The sequence below is a fragment of the Pseudofrankia inefficax genome, assembly GCF_000166135.1.
GTDB lineage: Bacteria > Actinomycetota > Actinomycetes > Frankiales > Frankiaceae > Pseudofrankia > Pseudofrankia inefficax.
Window position 1 is genome coordinate 3,637,298 of record NC_014666.1, and the last position, 19,119, is coordinate 3,656,416.

The following is a 19,119-nucleotide window of genomic DNA, read 5'->3' on the forward strand; positions in this document are numbered from 1 at the left end:
GTACAGATTTTTGGCGACGATCTTTGGTGTCGGCGTTTGGTGTCGGCTTCGGGTGGGCTCGGGATGCCGGGGGGCGTGTGAGCGTGGGGTTGTCGGTGGTGGAGGTCGCGGAGTTCGCTGAGGTGTTCGCGGATGTGGTGGCGGCGCGGGTGGTGTTGGAGTCGGCGGGGTTGGTGCGGTCGCGGCATCCGGGGTGGACGACGGCGGTGGAGTTCTGGTCGGAGGCCGGCCGGCTTTTGGCTGCCGGCGTGGTGGTGGATGGTCGGGCGCGGTTGATGGGGGTGGCGGCGGGTCTTTTCCCGGGGAATGAGGTGTTCGCCGCGGGTGTGGCCGGCGGACTTGGTGATGGTGGGCGGGGTTTGTCGGTGTGGGGCGTGCCGGAGCGGCTGGTGCGGTTCGTGGGTCGTGAGGATTTGTTGGAGGAGGTGCATGCGGCTGCTGGGGCGGCGGCTCGGGTGTCGCTGGTTGCGTTGGATGGGCTGGGGGGTGTGGGGAAGACGGCGTTGGCGCTGGAGTATGCGCATCGTCATCGGGCGGAGTTTGACGTGGTGTGGTGGGTGGTGGCGGAGCGGGCAGAGTTGGTGGAGGCGCGGCTGGCGGAGTTGGCGGGGCCGTTGGGGTTGCCGGCCGAATCGGATGCGGATGCGGTGTGGGCGGCGTTGCGGGGGGTGGCTTCTTGGCTGGTCGTGTTCGACAACGTCGAGGAGGTAGCGGCGGTGGCGCGGTTTCGGCCGTCAGGGGGTGGTCGAGTGCTGGTGACGTCGCGGAATCGTGCGGTGCGGGGATTGGGGTCGGCGTGGATCGAGGTGCCGACGTTGGAACGGTCGGCGTCGTTGGAGCTGCTGGAATCAGGGCCGGCTGGGGCGGATCACGTGGGTGCGGACCGGGTGGCGGCCTTGTTGGGGGATTTGCCGTTGGCGGTGGATCAGGCGGCGGGTTACTTGGCGAGGACGGGGATATCGGCGCAGCGGTATGCGCGCCTGGTGGAGGCCCAGCCGGGGGTGATGTTGGGTCGGGGTCAGGTGGTGGATCGGCCGGACACGGTGGCGTCGGTGTGGCAGGTGTCGGTCACGTGGTTGCGGGCGGAGAATCCGGCGGCGGTGGGGCTGTTGGAGCTGTGTGCGTGGTGTGGGCCGGAGCCGATCCCAGTGGATCTGTTCACGGGGGACCACGTCGACTGGCCGGAGACTGCCGGCGATCGGGGTGGTCTGGCGGCGTTGCGGGTGGCGGCGGGTGATTCGGTGGCGTGGGAGGAGGCTGTGGGGGCGCTGGTGGGGTATAGCTTGGCGCGCCGTGATGGGGATGCGCTGGTGGTGCATCGCCTGGTGGCGGCGGTGACCCGGGAGGACGCGCCGGACGGGCGGTCTGACGAAGCGTTGCGGGTGCTGGCAGGTTTGCTGTGTGAGGTGCTGCCTGGTGACGTTTGGGGGAATCCCGGGGGTTGGCCGGCGTGGCGGGTACTGCTTCCGCACGCGCTGGCCGTGGCCGAGAGTGCACGTGGTGGAGAGGGCCAGTTGTTCGCGGATGGTTGCTGGCTGGCGGACCGGACAGCGACCTACTGGCAAGGTCATGGCCAACTCCCGGCCGCGATCGGCCTGTTCGAGCAGACCCTCACCGACCGGGAGCGGGTGTTGGGCGCGGAGCACCCGGACACGCTGATCTCGCGGAACAACCTGGCCTACGCCTACCGGGCGGTGGGGCGGGTGGAGCAGGCGATCGGTCTGTTCGAGCAGACCCTCACCGACCGGGAGCGGGTGTTGGGCGCGGAGCACCCGGACACGCTGATCTCGCGGAACGACCTGGCTGGCGCCTACGAGACAGCGGGGCGGGTGGAGCAGGCGATCGGCCTGTACGAGCAGACCCTCACCGACCGGGAGCGGGTGTTGGGCGCGGAGCACCCGGACACGCTGATCTCGCGGAACAACCTGGCCGGCGCCTACGAGACAGCGGGGCGGGTGGAGCAGGCGATCGGCCTGTACGAGCAGACCCTCACCGACCGGGAGCGGGTGTTGGGCGCGGAGCACCCGGACACGCTGATCTCGCGGAACAACCTGGCCGGCGCCTACGAGACAGCGGGGCGGGTGGAGCAGGCGATCGGCCTGTACGAGCAGACCCTCACCGACCGGGAGCGGGTGTTGGGCGCGGAGCACCCGGACACGCTGATCTCGCGGAACAACCTGGCCGGCGCCTACGAGACAGCGGGGCGGGTGGAGCAGGCGATCGGCCTGTACGAGCAGACCATGGCTGTTGCGCAACGGGTGTTGGACCAAGAGCATCCATGGTTGGCGACGTTTCGCGCGAATCTAAAGCGGGCTCGGGAGGCTACCGCCACATGCGACAGTTCGGCGCCTAGCTGAGTCGATCAGGTGGTATTGAGCGCGCGCTGACCTTGTCGTGCGCGAGAAGGGGCGAGTTCTCGCGCACTAGAGAACGGACATCACGGACACGCCTGTGACCGGCCTCGGTAGATGGCAGGGTCGCCGGCGTGCCCTGGCCTGGGCGTCCTGTCCTCGTCTAGGCCCTCGATGACAGCGGAACGAAGAGTCCCGGCAGTCGACGGCGTACGGGTGGCTTAGCGGGACTGGCTATGCGGCCGCTTCGGGGACCGATCCTGTTGGAGCGTCCGTGTCACCACTGGACCCCCATCCCCTGTACAAGCGCCGTTAGTAGCGCGATCGCCGCCCCGGCACCGACCCCAACCAGCAGGTAGCTGCGTAGCCAGGATGGCGATTGTTCGCCGCGCATTTCCACCGAGTAGCCAGGACTACGTGGCAGGTAGAGGACCGCGATCCTCACGCCGATCGGCAACGCCCGCCCGACGGTGATCTCATGTGTCCCGCCGTCGGCATCGGCGTAGACGCAGACAGTCTCAGTCCGCCAGAGGGCGGGCGCGCGCCGCACGAGAACCTCCCTGCGACTCTGCGCGACGGCGACCGCCCGTAGGCCGTGGCGCAGAAAACGCCCGTAGGAGCCGACGTCCGCAGCGCCGACCAGGCCGAAGCCGAGGACAGTCGCGCCGAACACGATCAGCGGTACCCAGCTCACCGCGCCACCCCTTACAGTCGGCGACGATCACCAGTCTTGATCTCGGGATGACATGTCAGTCGAGTACAAATCCGCCGAACCACCGTTGACGACACCCTCCCTCACCCGCACCCACGAAGATCGTCGCCGATGCGCGATCGACCGCGCGGTCTACGGCAATGAGGACGTTGTTTTAGTCCGCTCGGACCGTCAAGGCGTCCTCGGACCGCACCAGCATCCACCGGTGATCGGTCGCCCGCCAAACGTTGCCGCGTCCAGGCGCGGTCGCCGCCCAACGGCAGGCCTCGGGCAGCCACCGATCCACGATCCGCGGCGCTAGGGCGGATCGAACACCGGCGGGCACGGCATTCCATCGCATCAGGAGCCGGTCACGATCCAGGGCTGGGCCGCGAGTGCGCGACCTGCCGTCCCCGAGCCAGTACACGTCGAAGACCATGGAGAAGCGCTCGCCGGCTTCGGACCAGGGCGGCCCGGGCCCTCCAAGACTCAGGGATCCGATCTCTGCACCGGCGCTACGGAGAGCCTGCTCGACCCTGTCGCGGCCCACCGCGTGCGAGAAGCCGCCCGGCAAGCGATCCTTCGTGTACTCCGACCAGGGCAGCCCGGCTTCCATGTGCCCGAATACTAGCTATTGCCCGGTAGGCCGTCGCAGACTTTCTCTTCACTTTTTTCAAGGGCGGCCTTCGGCCGCCGCGCCGTGCCGCCGCACGCGCCACGCACGGCCGGGGCCCCGTCAGCCCGCCACGCCCCGGGGCCCCGCCTCGCTTCGCTCGGCACCCCGGACGTGTCGGGCTGCCACCCCGCCCGCGCGTGTCGGAGCGTCGGCCCGTCGCTGAGGTCGTCGGTCTCCGTCAGCCCGCATCAACCGCGACTGGCCCTCTCGGCGTCCGGTGCGTCCGACACGCCGCCCGCCCGCGAAGGCTCGATTGCCGCAGCCTTGCGTGCCTCGCGCCGTCGGATCAGCTCCGGGCCGACCACGACGAAGGGAGATACGACGGCCATGCCTATGCCCCCCCAGACCCCGACCCCTATGAATGCCACGGGTATCAGGAGGGCGCTCACGGCGATCCGTAGGACCGTCAGCGTCCACTCACCAGCGCGCTCCCCGTACCGGTTCCGGAACAGCACCGCCATGACATAGCCAACCACGTTCACGAAAGCGAACACGACGATCAGCAGGGGAAGCACGACCCGATCGTCCCACACCGCAGCGCCCTGACGTCCCGCTGTCCCCATGAACGCGCGAACCAACGGAACGGCGAGGCCAGGCGCAGCCGACAGCCGGCGTCGCACGGCGGCTGTCTGTGGGTTGCCCATTCCCCGGCTGTGCCGATGATCTAACGGCCTGGCACCGGCATCACGGGCGGGCTACGCCCGTCGGCTGCGCCGATCACCCTTCGGGCGACCCTTGACACCGCCACCATGCCGCTAAGTGCGGCACCCATGGGGGATGGGGGAGGAAAAATGGGAGGGCCGAAGACAGCCGCTCCAAGCCGTCTACCTGGGCAGCACCGGAAGGAGTCGGACGCTATTAGCGCGTGAAGAAAGAAACGCCAAGCGGTCACGAAACCCCACGTCGCACGGCACGGAGAGTACCGTCGGAGAATACAGGAAAGGTTCCACGTGAAACCAGGAAAGCACGCGGAGGCCATGTTCACCCAGCCGGTAAATGTTCGCTTTTCGGCCGCTCGAATTTGTCGAATCGGCTGCATTCCACGGCCTGGCCAGGTTTTCTGAGAAGCGAAGTACAAATCAATAGGGCGGCCCGGGAAGGTGCGCTAACACCAATCCCGGGCCTTGACCCAAACCTTGAGCGAACAAGGAGTGGACCCAATGGCGAGTATGTCAGATGGGGTGCGGGCCGTGTGCTTCGCCCGTCGCGGAGTCGGAGCCGCTTCGCTGGCGGACCAGCGGGCGGCGTTCGAGACCGAGTGCGCCCAGCGCGGCTGGATCGCGGACACCGGGATCTGCCAGCTCGGACGCGGCGGAGGCGACGGCCGCACGTGGGCAGCGGTCCGCCGACTGGTCCGGACCCGCCGGGCGGACGTCGTCGTGGTCGACAAGCTGGAGACGATCGGCAGCACGGAGCGGGAGATCGCCCAGGAGTTGGTGTTGCTGCGGCACGCCGGGGTCCGGCTGCTGATCGCCGAGTTCGGGTCGGACACCGCCGACGCCGCCTCGTTCGGCCCCCTGGTCGCCGAGTTCGGCGCGAGCGTCTCCCTGACGGCGGTAGCCGCATGAGTAGTTGGCCGCTTGTCCGCGTCGTCGTCCTCCCGGACAACGGCTACGGCCTGGAGATCCTCATCGGAGCGACCCCCGCCGAGATCGCCACCGTCGCGGCAGGACTACCCCCGGCCGCGTTCGTCGGTCACACCTCGCTGGACGGCGGGACCACGCTACTGTTCCGCCGGTTCCCACGCGGCGTCCCCGACCCCTCCGCACCCGACACCACCTACCAGGCCGACCCGGACGCGCCGACCGTGGCCGACGGCTGGATACCCGACGTCACCGGCATGCCCGACCGAGGACTGACCCCCTACCAGGTCGCGGTAGGAACACTCATGACCGCCACCAACGACCCAGCACTCGGCGCCCGCCTCTAAGGCCTCATCCAACGCGAAGACCCCAACGCCGTCATCGCACTCGCCAGCATCACCCGGCCACCAGGCTGCACCTGCCCACCCCCGTAGACCAACCCTCACACCAGGTCACATGTTCTAAATGAAAGATGGGTACGGGAATTGGCCTCAAGAGCTGCCGCGAGGAGGCCGCGATCAGCCGGTCCCGCGGTTTCCGCTGGTCCTGCGGGCGCGGCGGTGGGGCCGTAGCGCGGCGAGCCAGCCGGCGGTGGCGATCGCGCCACCGACCGGGTTCCCGGGGTTCGCGATCGCCCCGGCAGCGGCCGCGTCGAGTTGGTCCGAGCAGTCCGGGCACAGCCGCCGGCCGGTGACGGTCAGCGTGCTCGCGCCGGTCCTTCGCTGGTGGCAGCTCTCGCAGACGAAGGCCGGTTTCGCGTTGCCCATCGCCATGACGTCACCCCTCGCGAGCCGGCCGTGCGGCGGGCCCGCGCCGGACGGCGCCTTCAGTGTGCGGCCATCCGCGCCGCGCGGGAGAGGATTTCGACAGCGGCCGACTCAGCGCAGGGCGTCGACTACGAGAACGGCCAGCGCCATGGACGTGAAAAGGCTGTAGGCGAACAGCGCACCGCCGCGGTCGCCGGCGCGAAGCTGCCGAAACAGCACCCACCCGAACACGGCGGCCTCCAGAGCGGCGCCCGCGACGCCGACGGCGGGCAGCCAGATCCCGACGATGACCGCGGCGCCGCCGATCAGGTGGACCGTGCCGAGGGCCGGGAGGACCCAGAGGTGACGGCCGTCCGCCAGACCCAGCCGGGTCAGCTCGTCCAGCCGTTTCAGCCCGACCTCGAACCGCCCGAGCTGGGCGCCGGCCGACGGGAGAACCTCCAGCAGCAACAGAACCGTCAGCGCGATGCTGAGAACGAAGATTTCTCCTCCTCCTCGGCAGCCGCCCTCGCCCGCCGCGAAACGCGACAACTGCCGCCTTACCGGCATCGTATGGCCGCGCGCGTCCGACGGGATGACGTACGGAAGCCGACCGCGCGTCCGGCGGAATGGTGGCGGCCCGCCGCGAGAGTTCCCGGCGGGGCCGTTCTAGGACCGCGTCGCCGGGAGGTCGGCGGCGAGCAGTTCGGTACGCAGCTCGTGGGTCCCGTCGGGCCGGCTCGCCTCGTAGAAGAGCCGGTGGGCGCCGCCGGGCAGGTCGACGACGGTGACGTAGCGCAGCGCGCCGTCGCCGTCGGGGGAGACCGCGTGCGGGGCGGTGCCGACCGCGACGAACCGGCCGAGGCCGCCGCCCTGCGCGGGCACGCCGGTGGCGAGCCCGGTGCGCTCGTACCAGTTCTCGGCCGCGCTGGCCCGGCCGTCGTAGAGGGCGACCGGGGTCGGGCCCTCCAGCAGCACCTCGCTGATCCGGACCCCGCGGGCGTCCCAGTGGCCGGGGCGGGGCGCGAGCGCGACGCCCTGCCAGGTCCAGCTGATGCCGTCGGGGCTGGTGGCGTACTGGCTGTCCATCCGGTCCGTGGCGGCCGGGTCGTCGAGCGGGTGGCAGGACGCCCACAGATGCCAACCGCCGTCATGCCAGCGGACCACGGGGTCCTTGACGGCGGTCGACGCGTCGCCGGGCAGCACGGTGCGCCGCTGGCTCGGGTCGAAGGACTCCGGGTCGTCGGCCTCCAACAGGTCGACCCACCAGTGCGGGCTGCCGGGCGTGGCGCAGCTGACGTACAGCCGCCAGCGACCGTCCGGGGTGTGCACCAGCGCGGGGCGCTCCAGCGACTCGGCGCCGAAGGGCTCGCGGTCGATACGCGCGATCTCGGTGAAGTGCTCACCGTCCGGCGAGCGTGCGATCACCACCGCGTGGCCACGGCCGGCGCCGACGGGCCGGCGTAGCCGATAGGCCAGGTAGAAGATGCCGTCGACCAGCAGCGCGCTGGGCGCCCCGGCCCAGTAGCCAGGACCGTCCCCCTCGGGGGCGGCCACGGTCACCGCCGCCGCGAGACGGGGGAGCGGCACGCCGGGCGGGGGTGTCGTTGCGTCCAGGACTGGCGAGGCGGTCGGCACCCCGGAAACTCTACCGCCCGGGTGAACAATGCTGTCCCGGTCACTTATCACAAGTTTTCCCGTCGAAATGATGGGTTATCGGTTACGGTTCGGAGGTCGCTGCCCCGGCACTGGCGCCCGGGCGGGGACGTTGATCCGTCGCCGCGCCCGAGGCTGACACCGTCGGCGCTCCGCAGCGGCCGTCGGCTCGTGACCGTCCTCATCCGTGCCAGGAGCGTGCCGACGATGGCCCTACCCGACTTTCTCGTGATCGGCGTGCCGAAGGCCGGGACGACCGCGCTGCACGCCGCCCTCAGCCGGCATCCCGGGTTGTTCCTTCCGGCGGTGAAGGAGCCGAAGTTCTTCCTGTCCGAGGGCCCGCCGCCGGCGCGGGGCGGCCCCGGCGACGCGCAGACATACCAGGAGCACGTCTGGCGGCGCGCCGACTACGAGGCCCTGTTCGACCCGGCGGCGGAGGACGCGCTGCTGGGCGAGGCCACGCCGTTCTACCTGTACGACCTGGACGCGCAGAACCGGATCCGGCGGCTGCTGCCGAAGGCGCGGCTTGTCGTGCTGCTGCGCAACCCGGTGGACCGGGCGCACTCGAACTGGACCCATCTGTGGGCGGCCGGACTCGAGGCGGAACGGGACTTCGTCCGGGCCTGCGCGCTGGAGGAGCAGCGTCGGGCCGCCGGCTGGGCGCACTTCTGGCACTACGTCTCCCAGGGCCGGTACGGCGCCCAGCTCGCGCACCTGTTCAGCCTGTTCTCCCGGGATCAGGTCCTGCTGCTGCGCTACCGCGAGCTACGCGAGGAGCCCGTCGCGACCCTGGACAAGGTGTGCGACTTCCTCGGGGTGGCCACCGGCCAGCTCGGGGTGGTGCCGTCGGAGAACGTGACGCCGTTCGTCGCGGACACCCCGGTCAACGCGGTCCTGCGGGCCTTGCTGCGCACGGGCGGCCAGATCGGCCACCACTTCCCGGTCCCCGTCCGCCAGGTCGCGCGTGGCCCGCTGCTCACGGCGCTTCAGCGGCAGAAGGGCGGACGGCCGGCCCTCACCCCGCGACAGCGGGCCGCCGTGCTGCCCTACTTCGTCGAGGACATCGCGCTGCTGGAGGAGGTCACCGGCCTGTCCTACGCCGACTGGCTGACCACCGGCGTCGAGCCGGACACCATCGACGACGGCTCCTGACCGGCGGAACACGTGGCCCGCCGCGACCACCGCGCCGGCGGCTGCCGCGCGGTTGGGGAGCAGGCGGGACGCTCCGCCGCCGTGCTTCAGGCCCGGCGCGCTCAGGCCGGAGCGCTCCGGGGCCGGTGTTCGCGGCCTCAGTAGCGGTCGCCGGCCGCGTCGCGGGCGATGACCTGGGCCGCGATGACGTTGCGCTGGATCTCGTTGGTGCCCTCGCCGAGGATCATCAACGGGGCGTCGCGGAAGTAGCGCTCGACGTCGAACTCCTTGGAGTAGCCGTAGCCGCCGTGCACCCGCATCGCGTCGAGCGCCACCTTCATCGCGGTCTCGGAGGCGAACAGCTTCGCCATCCCGGCTTCCAGGTCGCAGCGGGCGCCGGAGTCGAACCGGTCCGCCGCGTCGGTGGTCAGGAGCCGGGCCGCCCGCATCTGGGTCGCCATGTCCGCGATCAGATTGCCGACGCTCTGATGCTTCCAGATCGGCTGGCCGAAGGTCTCCCGCTGCTGCGCGTAGGCGATCGCGGCCTCCAGCGCGGCCTGGCCGACCCCGAGTGCCCTGGACGCGACCTGGATGCGGCCGACCTCAAGCCCGCGCATCATCTGTCCCCAGCCCTTGCCAGGCGCTTCGCCGAGGACCGCGGTGCCAGGCACCCGCATGTCGTCGAACGACAGCGTGCAGGCCTCGACGCCCCGATAGCCGAGCTTCGGGATCTTCGCCGAGATGTCGAGCCCGGGGCCCGGCTCGACCAGGATCACGGACATGCCACGGTGCGCTGGCCGCGCGTTCCGGTCGGTCCGGCACAGCAGGCCGATCAGCCCGGAATGGGCGGCGTTCGAGATCCAGGTCTTGGCGCCGTTGATGACCCAGTCGTCGCCGTCCTGGACGGCGTAGGTGCGCATGCCCTGAAGGTCGGAGCCACCGGATGGCTCGGTCAGCGCCATCGTCGCGCGGACCTCACCGGTCGCCATGCGGGGCAGGTAGGCATGCCGCTGCGCGTCGGTCCCGAACGTCCTGATCAGATAGGTGATGACGGAGTGGCCGCCGATCGCCCCGGCCAGGCTCATCCAGCCGCGGGCGAGCTCCTCGGTGACCCGGGCGAACCCGGCCATCGAGATGTCGACGCCACCGAACTCCGCGGGGGCCAGCAGGCCGAAGAACCCGAGCTGCTGCATCTCCTCGATGAACGCGGCGGGATAGGTGTCGGACGCCTCGAACTCGCGTACCCCGGGCCTGACCCGCTCCTCGACGAACTCCCGCACCAGCGCGACCATGTCCAGCTCGTCCTGGGTCAGCCCGCTCACCCGACTCCTCCCCACCGTCCACCCGCGCCACCGGTCCTCGCCGGACGTTAGTAGCCCCAACCGCCTCGTGCCGACGCTGGTGGGCCCGTCCAGTGGCCATCCCGAACCGGGCAGGTCGGCGCGCGGGTGCGCCAAGCCGCCTCCGGCAGATCCTGAGGTCGGCCGCGGCGCCGATTCCCATACCCGGTCACGGATCTTCAGCGGCGTCTGGTCGCCGCAATCGGCAAGATTGCAAACCTGGTATCGAAATCGTCAGTTCGTGACCGTTATGCGCCTTTGATCCATACCAAACTGGCGATCACCGCGTCCAAGCGGGCTGCCGACCGCCGATGATCGCCGTTTTGGTATGGATATCGGCGTCGAGCCGATCCGCGAGAGGTACATCTGTCGCCGATTGTGCGATGCCCCGACCCGCAACGTCACCGCCATGGTGTTGATCGCGGTTTCGGCCGGTGGATCCTCCCGGCCAGTTCCGGCCTTGATCCCCTGCGACTCCTGCCTGGAAGACGATCCCGGCTCGCGGCCGTCGGCGGCCCCGGCAGAGACGCCCGCCGGCGGCGGTGTGGTGAGCGGCGCTCCGGGGCAGGTTGACCGGCCGAACGGGCCGCGGCTAGCGTCGGGAGCGTTCTCGGGTATCACCTCCAGCGTCGGAACGGCGGCCCGGTGTCTGCCACCGACCTGGAGACGTGATGGCTGCCGTTCCCGCGGCGCGGGTACCCGTGCTCGATTTCCCGACCACCTCCGCCGGCGCGCTGGTCGAGGCCCTGCGCGCGCATTCGTGCGTGTTCCTCACCGGGCTGGACCGATTCTCAGCAGCAGGCTCCTTCGGCGCGGATCTCGCGGCGATGGTCGAGACGTCCCAGGAGTTCTTCGCGCTCGACCCGGAGGAGAAGGCGCGGGTGCGCTGGTCGGGCACGGGGGAGTGGGCCGGCTGGCAGCCGTTGTACGAGGGTGGCGCGGATGCCCTGCTGTTGGAGCGTTACGAGCTCGCTCTGCCCGACCCCGCCGGGTTCTCCGGCGATGCCGCCTGGGCGGCGGCCTTCTCCCCGTGGCCGGCGAATCCGGCCCGGCTGGCGCCGGCCTGGACCGCCTACTACCGAACGGCGCGGGCGCTGACGATCCGGCTGGTCGAGATGATCGCCGAGGCGCTCGGGCTGCCCGCCGCCGACCTGCCGGCCTGGACGTCCCGGCAGCACTCGAACCTGTGCGTGAACCACTACCTCGCCCAGCCCGACGAGCCGGGGCCGGGCCAGACCCGGCAGCGCGCCCACGCCGACATCGGCGGCCTCACCCTCCTGTGGGCCGACGGCCGAGGCGGCCTGGAGGCCGCGATCGGCCCGGACGGCGGGTGGGCGTCGGTCGAGTTCCCGCCGGGCGCGGTCCTGCTCCAGGCCGGCGACCTGCTCCACCTGTGGACCCGCGGCCAGATCCCGAAGAACCTCCACCGCGTCGTCAACCCGCCCCGCACCCCCGGCGTCCCGCAGACCGACCGGTTCTCGGCGGTGTTCTTCCACCACCCGGATCTCGACACGTGGGTCGCCCCGGCCGCCGTCGGCACCGACGAGGTCGACAGCTCCGGCGTCGCCGCCCGCGACCACGTCCTGGCCCGCCAGCGCGCCGCGTACACCGCGACCTGAGGCGCCCGCGCCGACGCCCGGCCGGCCGGCGCACGCTGACGTCTGGCTCGTCAGCGTGACGGCGGGGCGCCTCCCGTGCTCGGCGGGAAGCTGGGCTTCGTGTTGGGCTTCGTGCGGCCGCCGAGCGCGGCCGCGACCCCGGCCAGCAGGCGGGCAGCGGTCTCGTCCTCGGGCAGATCGAACAGGTCGACGCCGACGACGGTCGCCAGCAGCGTCGGCCGCTCGCAGTCCTCGACCCGCACCGGGATGACCTTGCGCTTGAACCCGTCCGGGTCCGCGCGCAGCGCCGCCTGCCATTCGGCCGTTCCCCACACCGAGTCGATGTAGGCGTGGGAAAGCACGGTGATCGTCCGGTTGGCGCGCTGGATTCCCCGCGTCATCATGTTCATCCAGTTCGAGCCCGGGACGAAGTCCCACGCCTGGATGTAGACCGTGTAGTCGGCCTCCTCCAACTGCCAGGCGATCCACTCGGCCCAGCCCTTGTCGGCGGCGGTATAGGAGACGAAGAAGTCCCACGGGCGTTCCGTGGCCGGTCCCGCCCCCGCGACCACGCCGGTCGTGGGAGAAGAGCCGCCGGCCGACGGGACGCCGGGTCGCGCATCGTCCCGAGGCACGCTTGTTGTGCCTGTCGCGGCCGCCGGGGGAGCGGTCTGCCGCTCAGGTCCGGCGGCGGCCGACGTGGCAGGGTCGGTACCGCCCTGCGCCGGCGGTGGGGATTCCGCCCGCGGCGACGATGCCGTGGCGTCGGCGACCCCGGCGGCGAGCGCCGCCGCGCGGATGATCGGGTTGGCTGGCCGTTGGAGATACGCCTCCCGCAGCACCAGCGGCCAGCCACCGACGACCGCGCCGCCCTCGTAAAGGCGGTAGACCTCGGACCAGAAGAGTTCGGCGTTCCCCACCTGCCAACTCGGCTGTCGCGCGGGCCGCAGGCGCGCCGCCGCGATCAGTGTCTTCGCGGCCGTAGGGTCCGAGAACTCGTCCGCCAGCGCGCCGATCACCGTGCGTACATCGGGCGGACTGATCACCTCGGTAACGGGATTGGCGGCGTCCGGACCTTCAGTGACGCGGTAACCGATCACGACGTCCGATAGCAGCCGGTTTCCGGGATTTGCCCGAGCGGCCTCGTCCAGGAGCTGGGTAAGCCAACCTTCGGCGAGCGCGCCCTCGACGACGGCATACACCACATCCGGCAGTGGTGTGCGCTCGGCCCCGAAGTCGGTGATCCTGCGGTTGATGCGGTCGAGCAACTCCGCGAACCGTCCCCAGGATGGGAAGGCCGCCCCCAGTGCCTCTCTGACGGCGCGCCGTTGTCGCCCGTCCATTCCCTGGACCCGCGCGTCATCCAGCCCTGCCACCAACAGCCGCCTCCCCGTCATCGCTGCCGCGGCTTCTCACGTTTCCAGAACGGGCATTGCCGGGCGCTGGTTCCGGATCCGAAGCCGTGCGGTGACTGTAACGACATCGCGGTGGGGAGGCAGCCCGACGCCCTCGCGGCGACACGCGTCGACCGGCGCCCTGGGCTGCCGGCCAGGGCGCCGGCCGGCAGCGCTCAGGCCGACGGAACTGGCTGGGGCGGGGGCGGGCCCACGTAGCGGGCCGCCGGGCGGATGATTTTGCTGTCCGCCGCCTGTTCGAGAATGTTCGCGCTCCAGCCGACGACCCGTGCCGCCGCGAAGGTCGGCGTGAACATCTCGCGGGGCAGCCCGCACAGTTCCATCACGACGCCGGCGTAGAACTCCACGTTGGTGTAAAGCTCCCGGCCCGGCTTCAGCTCGGCGAGAATCCCGAGCACCTGCTTCTCGACCTCGACGGCGAAATCGACCTGCCCGCCGCCGATACCCTCCGCGATCTCCCGCAGCATCCGGGACCGCGGGTCCTCGGTCCGGTAGACGGCGTGGCCGAAGCCCATGATCCGGTCGCCGGTGAGGACTCGTTCGCGAATCCAGCCGTCGATCCGGTCCGGGGTGCCGATCGCGTCGAGCGTGTCCAGGGCCCGGCTCGGGGCGCCGCCGTGCAGGGGCCCGGAGAGTGCGCCGAGGCCACCGACCAGGCAGGCGACGAGGTCCGCGCCGGTGGACGCGATCACCCGGGCGGTGAACGTCGAGGCGTTGAAGCCGTGGTCGACCGTCGAGATCAGGTACTGCTCGATCGCGCGGGCCTGCTCGGGACGAGGCGCCTCGCCGGTCATCATGTAGAGATAGTTCGCCGCGTGCGGAAGGTCGTCGCGGGGCTCGACCGGCGCCAGCCCTCGCCCGAGCCGGTAGAGCGTGGTCAGCAGAGTCGGGACCAGCGCCGTCACGAACAGCGCGTCGGCCCGGCGTTCCTCGGGCGTGAGGTCGTACAACGGCCGGATTCCGCGTTCCCCCGCAGCGGCCGTCAGCGCCGCGCCGAGCACGGACAGCGGATTCGCGCCGTTCCCGGACCTGGCCAGTGCCGGCAGGATCTCCGCCAGCGAGCCGGGCAGATGGCGAAGCGGCGCCGTCCGGGCCTGGAAGGCGGCCCGCGTCGTGGCGTCCGGCAACTCGCCGAACAGCATCAGGTGCCACACGTCCTCGAAGGTCCGCCGCTGGGCCAGCTCGATCGCCGAGTACTGGCGGTAGTGGTAGAAGCCCTCGCGTCCCCGGACGTCGCCGAGCTCGGTCTCGGTCACGACGACCCCGCTCAGGCCCCGGGGAACCGTGACCGTCTGCGTCCCGCGGCCGGCCGAGCTGGGGGCCGGTTCTGTTGCGATCGACATCGTTATCGCCTCCGGCGACCACTTTCGATCGGGTGTATCAATGCTGTCAACGTTGACTACAATCAACGTGAGCGGAGCCACCGGACGGGCCGTGCCAGCTGGTCAGCCGGCTGACCAGGGGAGTGGGACTGTGGCGGACGAGGCGCGGCTGACGACCCAGGAGGTCGCCGAGCTGCTCGGGGTCAAGACGCAGACCGTCTACGCGTACGCCAGCCGAGGCCTGCTGACCAGCGAGCCGGCACCCGACGGACGGGGCAGCACGTTCGACGCCCGCGAGGTCGACGCCCTCGCGGCCCGGCGTGGGCGGGCCCGCCCGCGCCCCGCCGAAGCCTTTGACGACACGTTTCCGATGCGGTCTGGAATCACGCTGAGTGAGGGAGGCCGGCTCTACTACCGTGGCCGTGACGCCGTCCAGCTCGCCGAGAGCCAGGGTTTCGAGGCCGCCGTCGCCTGGCTCTGGGAGGTCGGTTCCGGCGCAGGCAGCGACGGCCGGCCCGTCGTTGGGCCGTCCTCGGGGGAGCTGCCCGCCGTCGAGCTGCGGGCGCCGGAGGAGCTGGTGGCCGCGGTGCGCCGGACGACCGAGACGCTACCGGCCCAGGCACGGCTCAACGACCGGCTCCGGGTCGCGGTGGCCGTGGCCGCGTCCGCCGACCCGCTGCGGTTCGACCTGCGCCGGCAGAACGTGCTGGCCATGGGCGCCGGTCTGATCGCCGTCCTGGTCGACGCCCTGCCGCCGGCGAGCGAAACGCAGCCAGCCGGCCCGGCCAACGGCCCGGCCACCGGGTCGGTCGCCGAGCGGCTCTGGCCGAAGCTCACCCCGGTGCCGGCCACCCCGGGGGCCGTCGCCTGCCTTGACCAGGCACTGGTCCTGCTCGCCGACCATGGCCTGGCCGCCTCGACGCTGGCCGCCCGAGTCGCGGCCTCGGCCCGGGCCAGCCCCTACGCGGTGGTCTCGGCCGGCCTCGGCCCCCTTGACGGCCCCCTCCACGGTGCGGCGAGCGGCCTGGCCCACCGGATGCTCGCCGAGGTCGTCGCCAGCGGGAACGCCATCGGGGTGATCTCCGAATACCTGCGCTCCGGCCGACCGATCCCAGGCCTGGGCATGCGCCTCTACCCGGACGGCGACCCCCGGGCCCGGGCCCTGCTCGCGTCGCTGCGCGGGCTCCCGGGCGCTGCGGAGATCCTGGACGCGGCGGCCTCGGTCGTCCGGGCCGCGTCCGGCCGTGCCCTGACGCCGGTGCCGGCCACGCGCGCCGAGACCCACGCCAACATCGACCTTGCCCTGGCCGCGCTGACCCTGCACGCCGGAATGCCCGCCGAGGCCGGCGAGGTCATCTTCGCCGTCGCCCGCACCGCCGGCTGGATAGCCCACGCCCTGGAGGAATACGCCGAACCCGCCCTGCGCCTGCGCCCCCGCGGCACCTACACCGGCCCCCGCCCCGCCTGACGCCCCTCCACCAACCCGGCCCAGCCGTCAGCCGCTCCGCAAAGCCGCCGCCGACCCCTTACTGGCCTCGCGGGGCGCTCCACCCTTTCATGATCGGCGTTTGGGCCCTGGGGTGGTCGTGGAAACGTCGCGACTACGACCACCCCAGGGCCAAAACAGCGATCAAGACAGGGCCCTCGCGGTCGTGGAGCTAGCCGGGCGGCTCGGTGTGGCCGGTGGCCTGGTCGAGGAGTTGGGCCAGGTGGTGGGACTCGGTCGCGGCCAGCTGGGTCAGCTGGGTACGGCAGGAGAAGCCGTCGGCGAGGACGGTCGGGTTCGGGCCGGCGGCTCGGACGGCCGGGAGAAGGGCGGTCTCGGCGACGGCCACCGAGACGTCGTAGTGGCCCTTCTCCGCGCCGAAGTTGCCGGCCAGGCCGCAGCAGCCGCCGACCTGGGTGACCTCGGCGCCGGCCTTCGCCAGCAGCGCCGCGTCCGGCGCCCAGCCGAGGACCGCGTGGTGGTGACAGTGCGGCTGCGCGACGGCGCGGACGCCGTCCAGGCGTGGCGGCGACCAGCCCGGCGTCGCGGTGAGCAGCTCGGCGAGGGTCCCGGTGGCGGCCGCGGCCTGGGCGGACCGCGGATCGTCCGGCAGCAGCTCCGTGACGTCGCGGCGCAGCACTGCCGTGCAGGACGGTTCCAGGCCGACGATCGGGATTCCGGCGCTCAGCGCGGGTTCCAGGGCGTCGAGGCTGCGGCGCAGCTGGCGCTTCGCGGTGTCGAGCTGACCGGTGCTGATCCAGGTCAGGCCGCAGCAGACCGACTGACCGACCACGCTGACCTCGTACCCGGCGGCCTCCAGCACCCGGACCGCCGCCTGGCCGACCTCGGGCGTGAAGTGGTTGGTGAACGTGTCGACCCACAGCAGCACCGGGCGAGCGGTCCCGTCGGCGCCCGCCACCCGGGCCCGCTTCGCGAACCACTGGCGGAAGGTGCGCGAGGCGAAGACCGGGAGGTCGCGGCGGGGGTCGACGCCACCGGCGGCCTTGGCCAGCCGGGCGGCGCCCGGGGCGCGCAGCGCCGCGTTGGCCAATCGGGGAGCCCGGGCGGCGGCCCGGGCCAGCCGGGGCAGCCAGCCCAGGCTGTAGTGCGAGGCGGGCCGCAGCCGGCGGCGGTACTTCTGGTGCAGCACCTCGGACTTGTAGGTGGCCATGTCGATGCCGGTGGGGCAGTCGGAGGCGCAGCCCCGGCATGACAGGCACAGGTCCAGGGACTCGGCGAGCTCCTTCGACCGGTAGCCCGAGACGAGGCCGCCGTTCGCGAGCTCCTGCAGGACGCGGGCCCGGCCGCGCGTCGAGTCCTTCTCGTCACGGGTCGCGAGGAACGACGGGCACATCACGCCGCCGACCCCGGTGTTGTCCGAACGGCAGCGCCCGACGCCGACGCAGCGATGGACCGCGACGGACAGGTCGCCCTGGTCGTGCGGGTAGGCGTAGGCGAGGCCGGCGCGCAGCGGCTTCGCGGCCGGGACGCGCAGGTCGGCGTCGACGGGCGCCGGGTCCACGAGAATCCCGGGGTTGAGCAGGTTGTCCGGGTCGAAGACGTGCTTGACGGCGCCGAAGGCGGCCAGCGCGTCGGGCGAGTACATCTTGCTGAGGAGCTCGCCGCGGGCCCGGCCGTCGCCGTGCTCGCCCGACATCGACCCGCCGTGCGCGGCGACGAGGTCGGCGGCGGCGAGCATGAACTCCCGGAACGGCCCGGCGCCGTGCCCGTACGTGAGCGGGAAGTCGATCCGGACGTGCACGCAGCCGTCGCCGAAGTGCCCGTAGAGCAGCCCGTCCAGCCGGTGCGCCGCGAGCAGCGCCTTGAACGCGCGCAGGTAGGCGGCGAGCCGCTCGGGCGGCACCGCCGCGTCCTCCCAGCCCGGCCAGGCGGGGTCACCCGACGGCGTGCGGGTGCCGAGCCCGGCGCCGTCCTCCCGGATGCGCCACAGCGCCCGCGCGGTCGCCCCGGTCACGACCGTCGCGTCCAGGCAGCCGGAGTCGGCGACCAGCCGCCGGGCGGCGGCGACCGCCTCGGCCTCGGTGGCTCCGGCGGTTTCGACGAACAGCCAGCCGCCGCCGCGCGGCAGGTCCGGCACGGCCGCCGCCCCGCGCCGGGCCCGCAGCACGTCGACCATCTGGGCGTCCATGCCCTCCAGCGCCACCGGCGCGTGCGGGCGCACCGCCGCGACAGCCTCGGCCGCGGTGAAGATGTCCTCGTAGCCGAGCACCGCCAGGGCGACCGCTGCCGGTGCCTCGACCAGCTCGACGGTCGCCGCCGTGACGAGGCCGAGCGTTCCCTCGGTGCCGACCAGGAACCGGGCCAGGTCGGCCCCGTTCTCGGCCAGGAGGTGCTCCAGTGAGTAACCGGACACCTGGCGGGTGAAGCGGCCGAACTCGGTGCGGATCAGCCCGAGGTTCGCGTGGACGACCTGGTCGAGGGCCTTGCCCAACGGACCGGCCGCCGCCAGCCCGTCCCGCCCGAACCGCCGCGCGGTGAGCCGCTCGCCGGACGAGGTGAGCAGGTCGAGGGCGACGACGTTGTCCGCGGTCCGCCCGTAGCGCAGCGCGCGGGAGCCGCAGGCGTTGTTGCCGATCGCCCCGCCGATCGTCGCCCGGCTGTGCGTCGACGGGTCGGGCCCGAACCGCAGCCCGTGCGCGGCCGCGGCGGCCGTGACGGCGTCGAGGACCACCCCGGGCTGGACGAGCGCGGTCCGCGCCGCCGGGTCCAGGGACAGCACCCGGTTGAGGTGCCGGGAGAAGTCCAGCACCAGGCCCGGTCCGACGGCGTTGCCCGCGATCGAGGTTCCGGCGCCCCGGGCCGTGACCGACGCGCCGACCTCGCGGGCCGCCGCGAGCGCCGCGGCGACCTCGTCGGCGTCGCGCGGGTAGGCGACCGCGGTCGGCACCACCCGGTAGTTCGACGCGTCGGACGAGTACTCGGCCCGCCGCCGGGCCGAGCCGTCCACCTCGGTGACGCCGGCCCGGGTCAGCGCCTCGACCAACGCCTGCTGATCTTTGCCCACCGGTCCATCCTGTCGCAGGCCGGCGGTCGGCTCACGCCCGCGTCCGGCGAACCGCCACATCGCCGGCCTGGCACGTGACGAGCAGCGGCCCGCCGCGGC

General features: G+C 72.0%; 15 protein-coding genes. 6 read left to right on the plus strand and 9 right to left on the minus strand.

The annotated features are described in order from the left end of the window. The first annotated feature begins 98 nt into the window (after nucleotides 1-98). Nucleotides 99-2,357 (plus strand): FxSxx-COOH system tetratricopeptide repeat protein, encoded by a 2,259-nt coding sequence (fxsT, locus tag FRAEUI1C_RS14960; protein WP_198318754.1) that lies wholly within the window; start codon nucleotides 99-101, stop codon nucleotides 2,355-2,357. A 271-nt stretch (nucleotides 2,358-2,628) separates the two neighbouring features. Here fxsT and FRAEUI1C_RS14965 read toward each other — a convergent pair whose 3' ends face one another. Both FRAEUI1C_RS14965 and FRAEUI1C_RS14975 read right to left on the minus strand, forming a co-directional pair. Next, complete coding sequence (locus FRAEUI1C_RS14965) at nucleotides 2,629-3,045, minus strand: hypothetical protein (RefSeq protein ID WP_013424149.1); 417 nt, start codon at nucleotides 3,043-3,045, stop codon at nucleotides 2,629-2,631. Nucleotides 3,046-3,906: 861 nt separating this feature from the next. Next, nucleotides 3,907-4,233, minus strand: coding sequence for a hypothetical protein (locus FRAEUI1C_RS14975; protein WP_157734943.1), 327 nt, complete (start codon nucleotides 4,231-4,233; stop codon nucleotides 3,907-3,909). A 645-nt stretch (nucleotides 4,234-4,878) separates the two neighbouring features. On the opposite strand from FRAEUI1C_RS14975, the gene FRAEUI1C_RS14980 reads away from it, so the two are divergent. Both FRAEUI1C_RS14980 and FRAEUI1C_RS14985 read left to right on the plus strand, forming a co-directional pair. Further along, the gene (locus FRAEUI1C_RS14980) at nucleotides 4,879-5,286 is read left to right on the plus strand and encodes a serine integrase family protein (RefSeq protein ID WP_013424151.1); all 408 of its coding nucleotides are present in this window, start codon (nucleotides 4,879-4,881) and stop codon (nucleotides 5,284-5,286) included. Then, nucleotides 5,283-5,648 (plus strand): hypothetical protein, encoded by a 366-nt coding sequence (locus FRAEUI1C_RS14985; RefSeq protein WP_013424152.1) that lies wholly within the window; start codon nucleotides 5,283-5,285, stop codon nucleotides 5,646-5,648. Before FRAEUI1C_RS14980 ends, FRAEUI1C_RS14985 begins: the two co-directional genes overlap by 4 nt. A 171-nt stretch (nucleotides 5,649-5,819) precedes the next feature. On the opposite strand, the gene FRAEUI1C_RS14990 is transcribed toward FRAEUI1C_RS14985, so the two are convergent. The 3 genes from FRAEUI1C_RS14990 to FRAEUI1C_RS15000 form a co-directional block, all read right to left on the minus strand. After that, the gene (locus FRAEUI1C_RS14990; protein WP_013424153.1) at nucleotides 5,820-6,074 is read right to left on the minus strand and encodes a hypothetical protein; all 255 of its coding nucleotides are present in this window, start codon (nucleotides 6,072-6,074) and stop codon (nucleotides 5,820-5,822) included. Between the two features lie 105 nt (nucleotides 6,075-6,179). Continuing rightward, the gene (locus tag FRAEUI1C_RS14995; protein ID WP_198318755.1) at nucleotides 6,180-6,599 is read right to left on the minus strand and encodes a hypothetical protein; all 420 of its coding nucleotides are present in this window, start codon (nucleotides 6,597-6,599) and stop codon (nucleotides 6,180-6,182) included. A 117-nt stretch (nucleotides 6,600-6,716) separates the two neighbouring features. Beyond that, nucleotides 6,717-7,685, minus strand: coding sequence for a glycoside hydrolase family protein (locus FRAEUI1C_RS15000; protein WP_013424155.1), 969 nt, complete (start codon nucleotides 7,683-7,685; stop codon nucleotides 6,717-6,719). 225 nt (nucleotides 7,686-7,910) lie between these two features. Here FRAEUI1C_RS15000 and FRAEUI1C_RS15005 point away from each other — a divergent pair, with 225 nt between their 5' ends. Continuing rightward, the gene (locus FRAEUI1C_RS15005; protein ID WP_013424156.1) at nucleotides 7,911-8,855 is read left to right on the plus strand and encodes a sulfotransferase family protein; all 945 of its coding nucleotides are present in this window, start codon (nucleotides 7,911-7,913) and stop codon (nucleotides 8,853-8,855) included. Nucleotides 8,856-8,992: 137 nt separating this feature from the next. Here the strand turns inward: FRAEUI1C_RS15005 and FRAEUI1C_RS15010 are convergent, their stop codons facing one another. Next, nucleotides 8,993-10,156 carry an acyl-CoA dehydrogenase family protein gene (locus tag FRAEUI1C_RS15010; RefSeq protein ID WP_013424157.1) on the minus strand — a complete coding sequence of 388 codons (1,164 nt, stop codon included), beginning with the start codon at nucleotides 10,154-10,156 and terminating at the stop codon, nucleotides 8,993-8,995. Between the two features lie 689 nt (nucleotides 10,157-10,845). On the opposite strand from FRAEUI1C_RS15010, the gene FRAEUI1C_RS15015 reads away from it, so the two are divergent. Beyond that, nucleotides 10,846-11,793 (plus strand): 2OG-Fe(II) oxygenase family protein, encoded by a 948-nt coding sequence (locus FRAEUI1C_RS15015; protein ID WP_013424158.1) that lies wholly within the window; start codon nucleotides 10,846-10,848, stop codon nucleotides 11,791-11,793. Nucleotides 11,794-11,843: 50 nt separating this feature from the next. Here the strand turns inward: FRAEUI1C_RS15015 and FRAEUI1C_RS15020 are convergent, their stop codons facing one another. Both FRAEUI1C_RS15020 and FRAEUI1C_RS15025 read right to left on the minus strand, forming a co-directional pair. Continuing rightward, complete coding sequence (locus FRAEUI1C_RS15020) at nucleotides 11,844-13,148, minus strand: toll/interleukin-1 receptor domain-containing protein (protein ID WP_013424159.1); 1,305 nt, start codon at nucleotides 13,146-13,148, stop codon at nucleotides 11,844-11,846. Nucleotides 13,149-13,342: 194 nt separating this feature from the next. Then, on the minus strand, nucleotides 13,343-14,530 hold the full coding sequence (locus FRAEUI1C_RS15025; RefSeq protein ID WP_013424160.1) for a citrate synthase/methylcitrate synthase: 1,188 nt from the start codon (nucleotides 14,528-14,530) through the stop codon (nucleotides 13,343-13,345). A 130-nt stretch (nucleotides 14,531-14,660) separates the two neighbouring features. On the opposite strand from FRAEUI1C_RS15025, the gene FRAEUI1C_RS15030 reads away from it, so the two are divergent. Next, nucleotides 14,661-15,977, plus strand: coding sequence for a citrate synthase (locus tag FRAEUI1C_RS15030; protein WP_013424161.1), 1,317 nt, complete (start codon nucleotides 14,661-14,663; stop codon nucleotides 15,975-15,977). Nucleotides 15,978-16,167: 190 nt separating this feature from the next. Here the strand turns inward: FRAEUI1C_RS15030 and FRAEUI1C_RS15035 are convergent, their stop codons facing one another. Then, nucleotides 16,168-19,020 (minus strand): FAD-binding and (Fe-S)-binding domain-containing protein, encoded by a 2,853-nt coding sequence (locus FRAEUI1C_RS15035; RefSeq protein ID WP_013424162.1) that lies wholly within the window; start codon nucleotides 19,018-19,020, stop codon nucleotides 16,168-16,170. Between the last annotated feature and the right edge of the window lie 99 nt (nucleotides 19,021-19,119).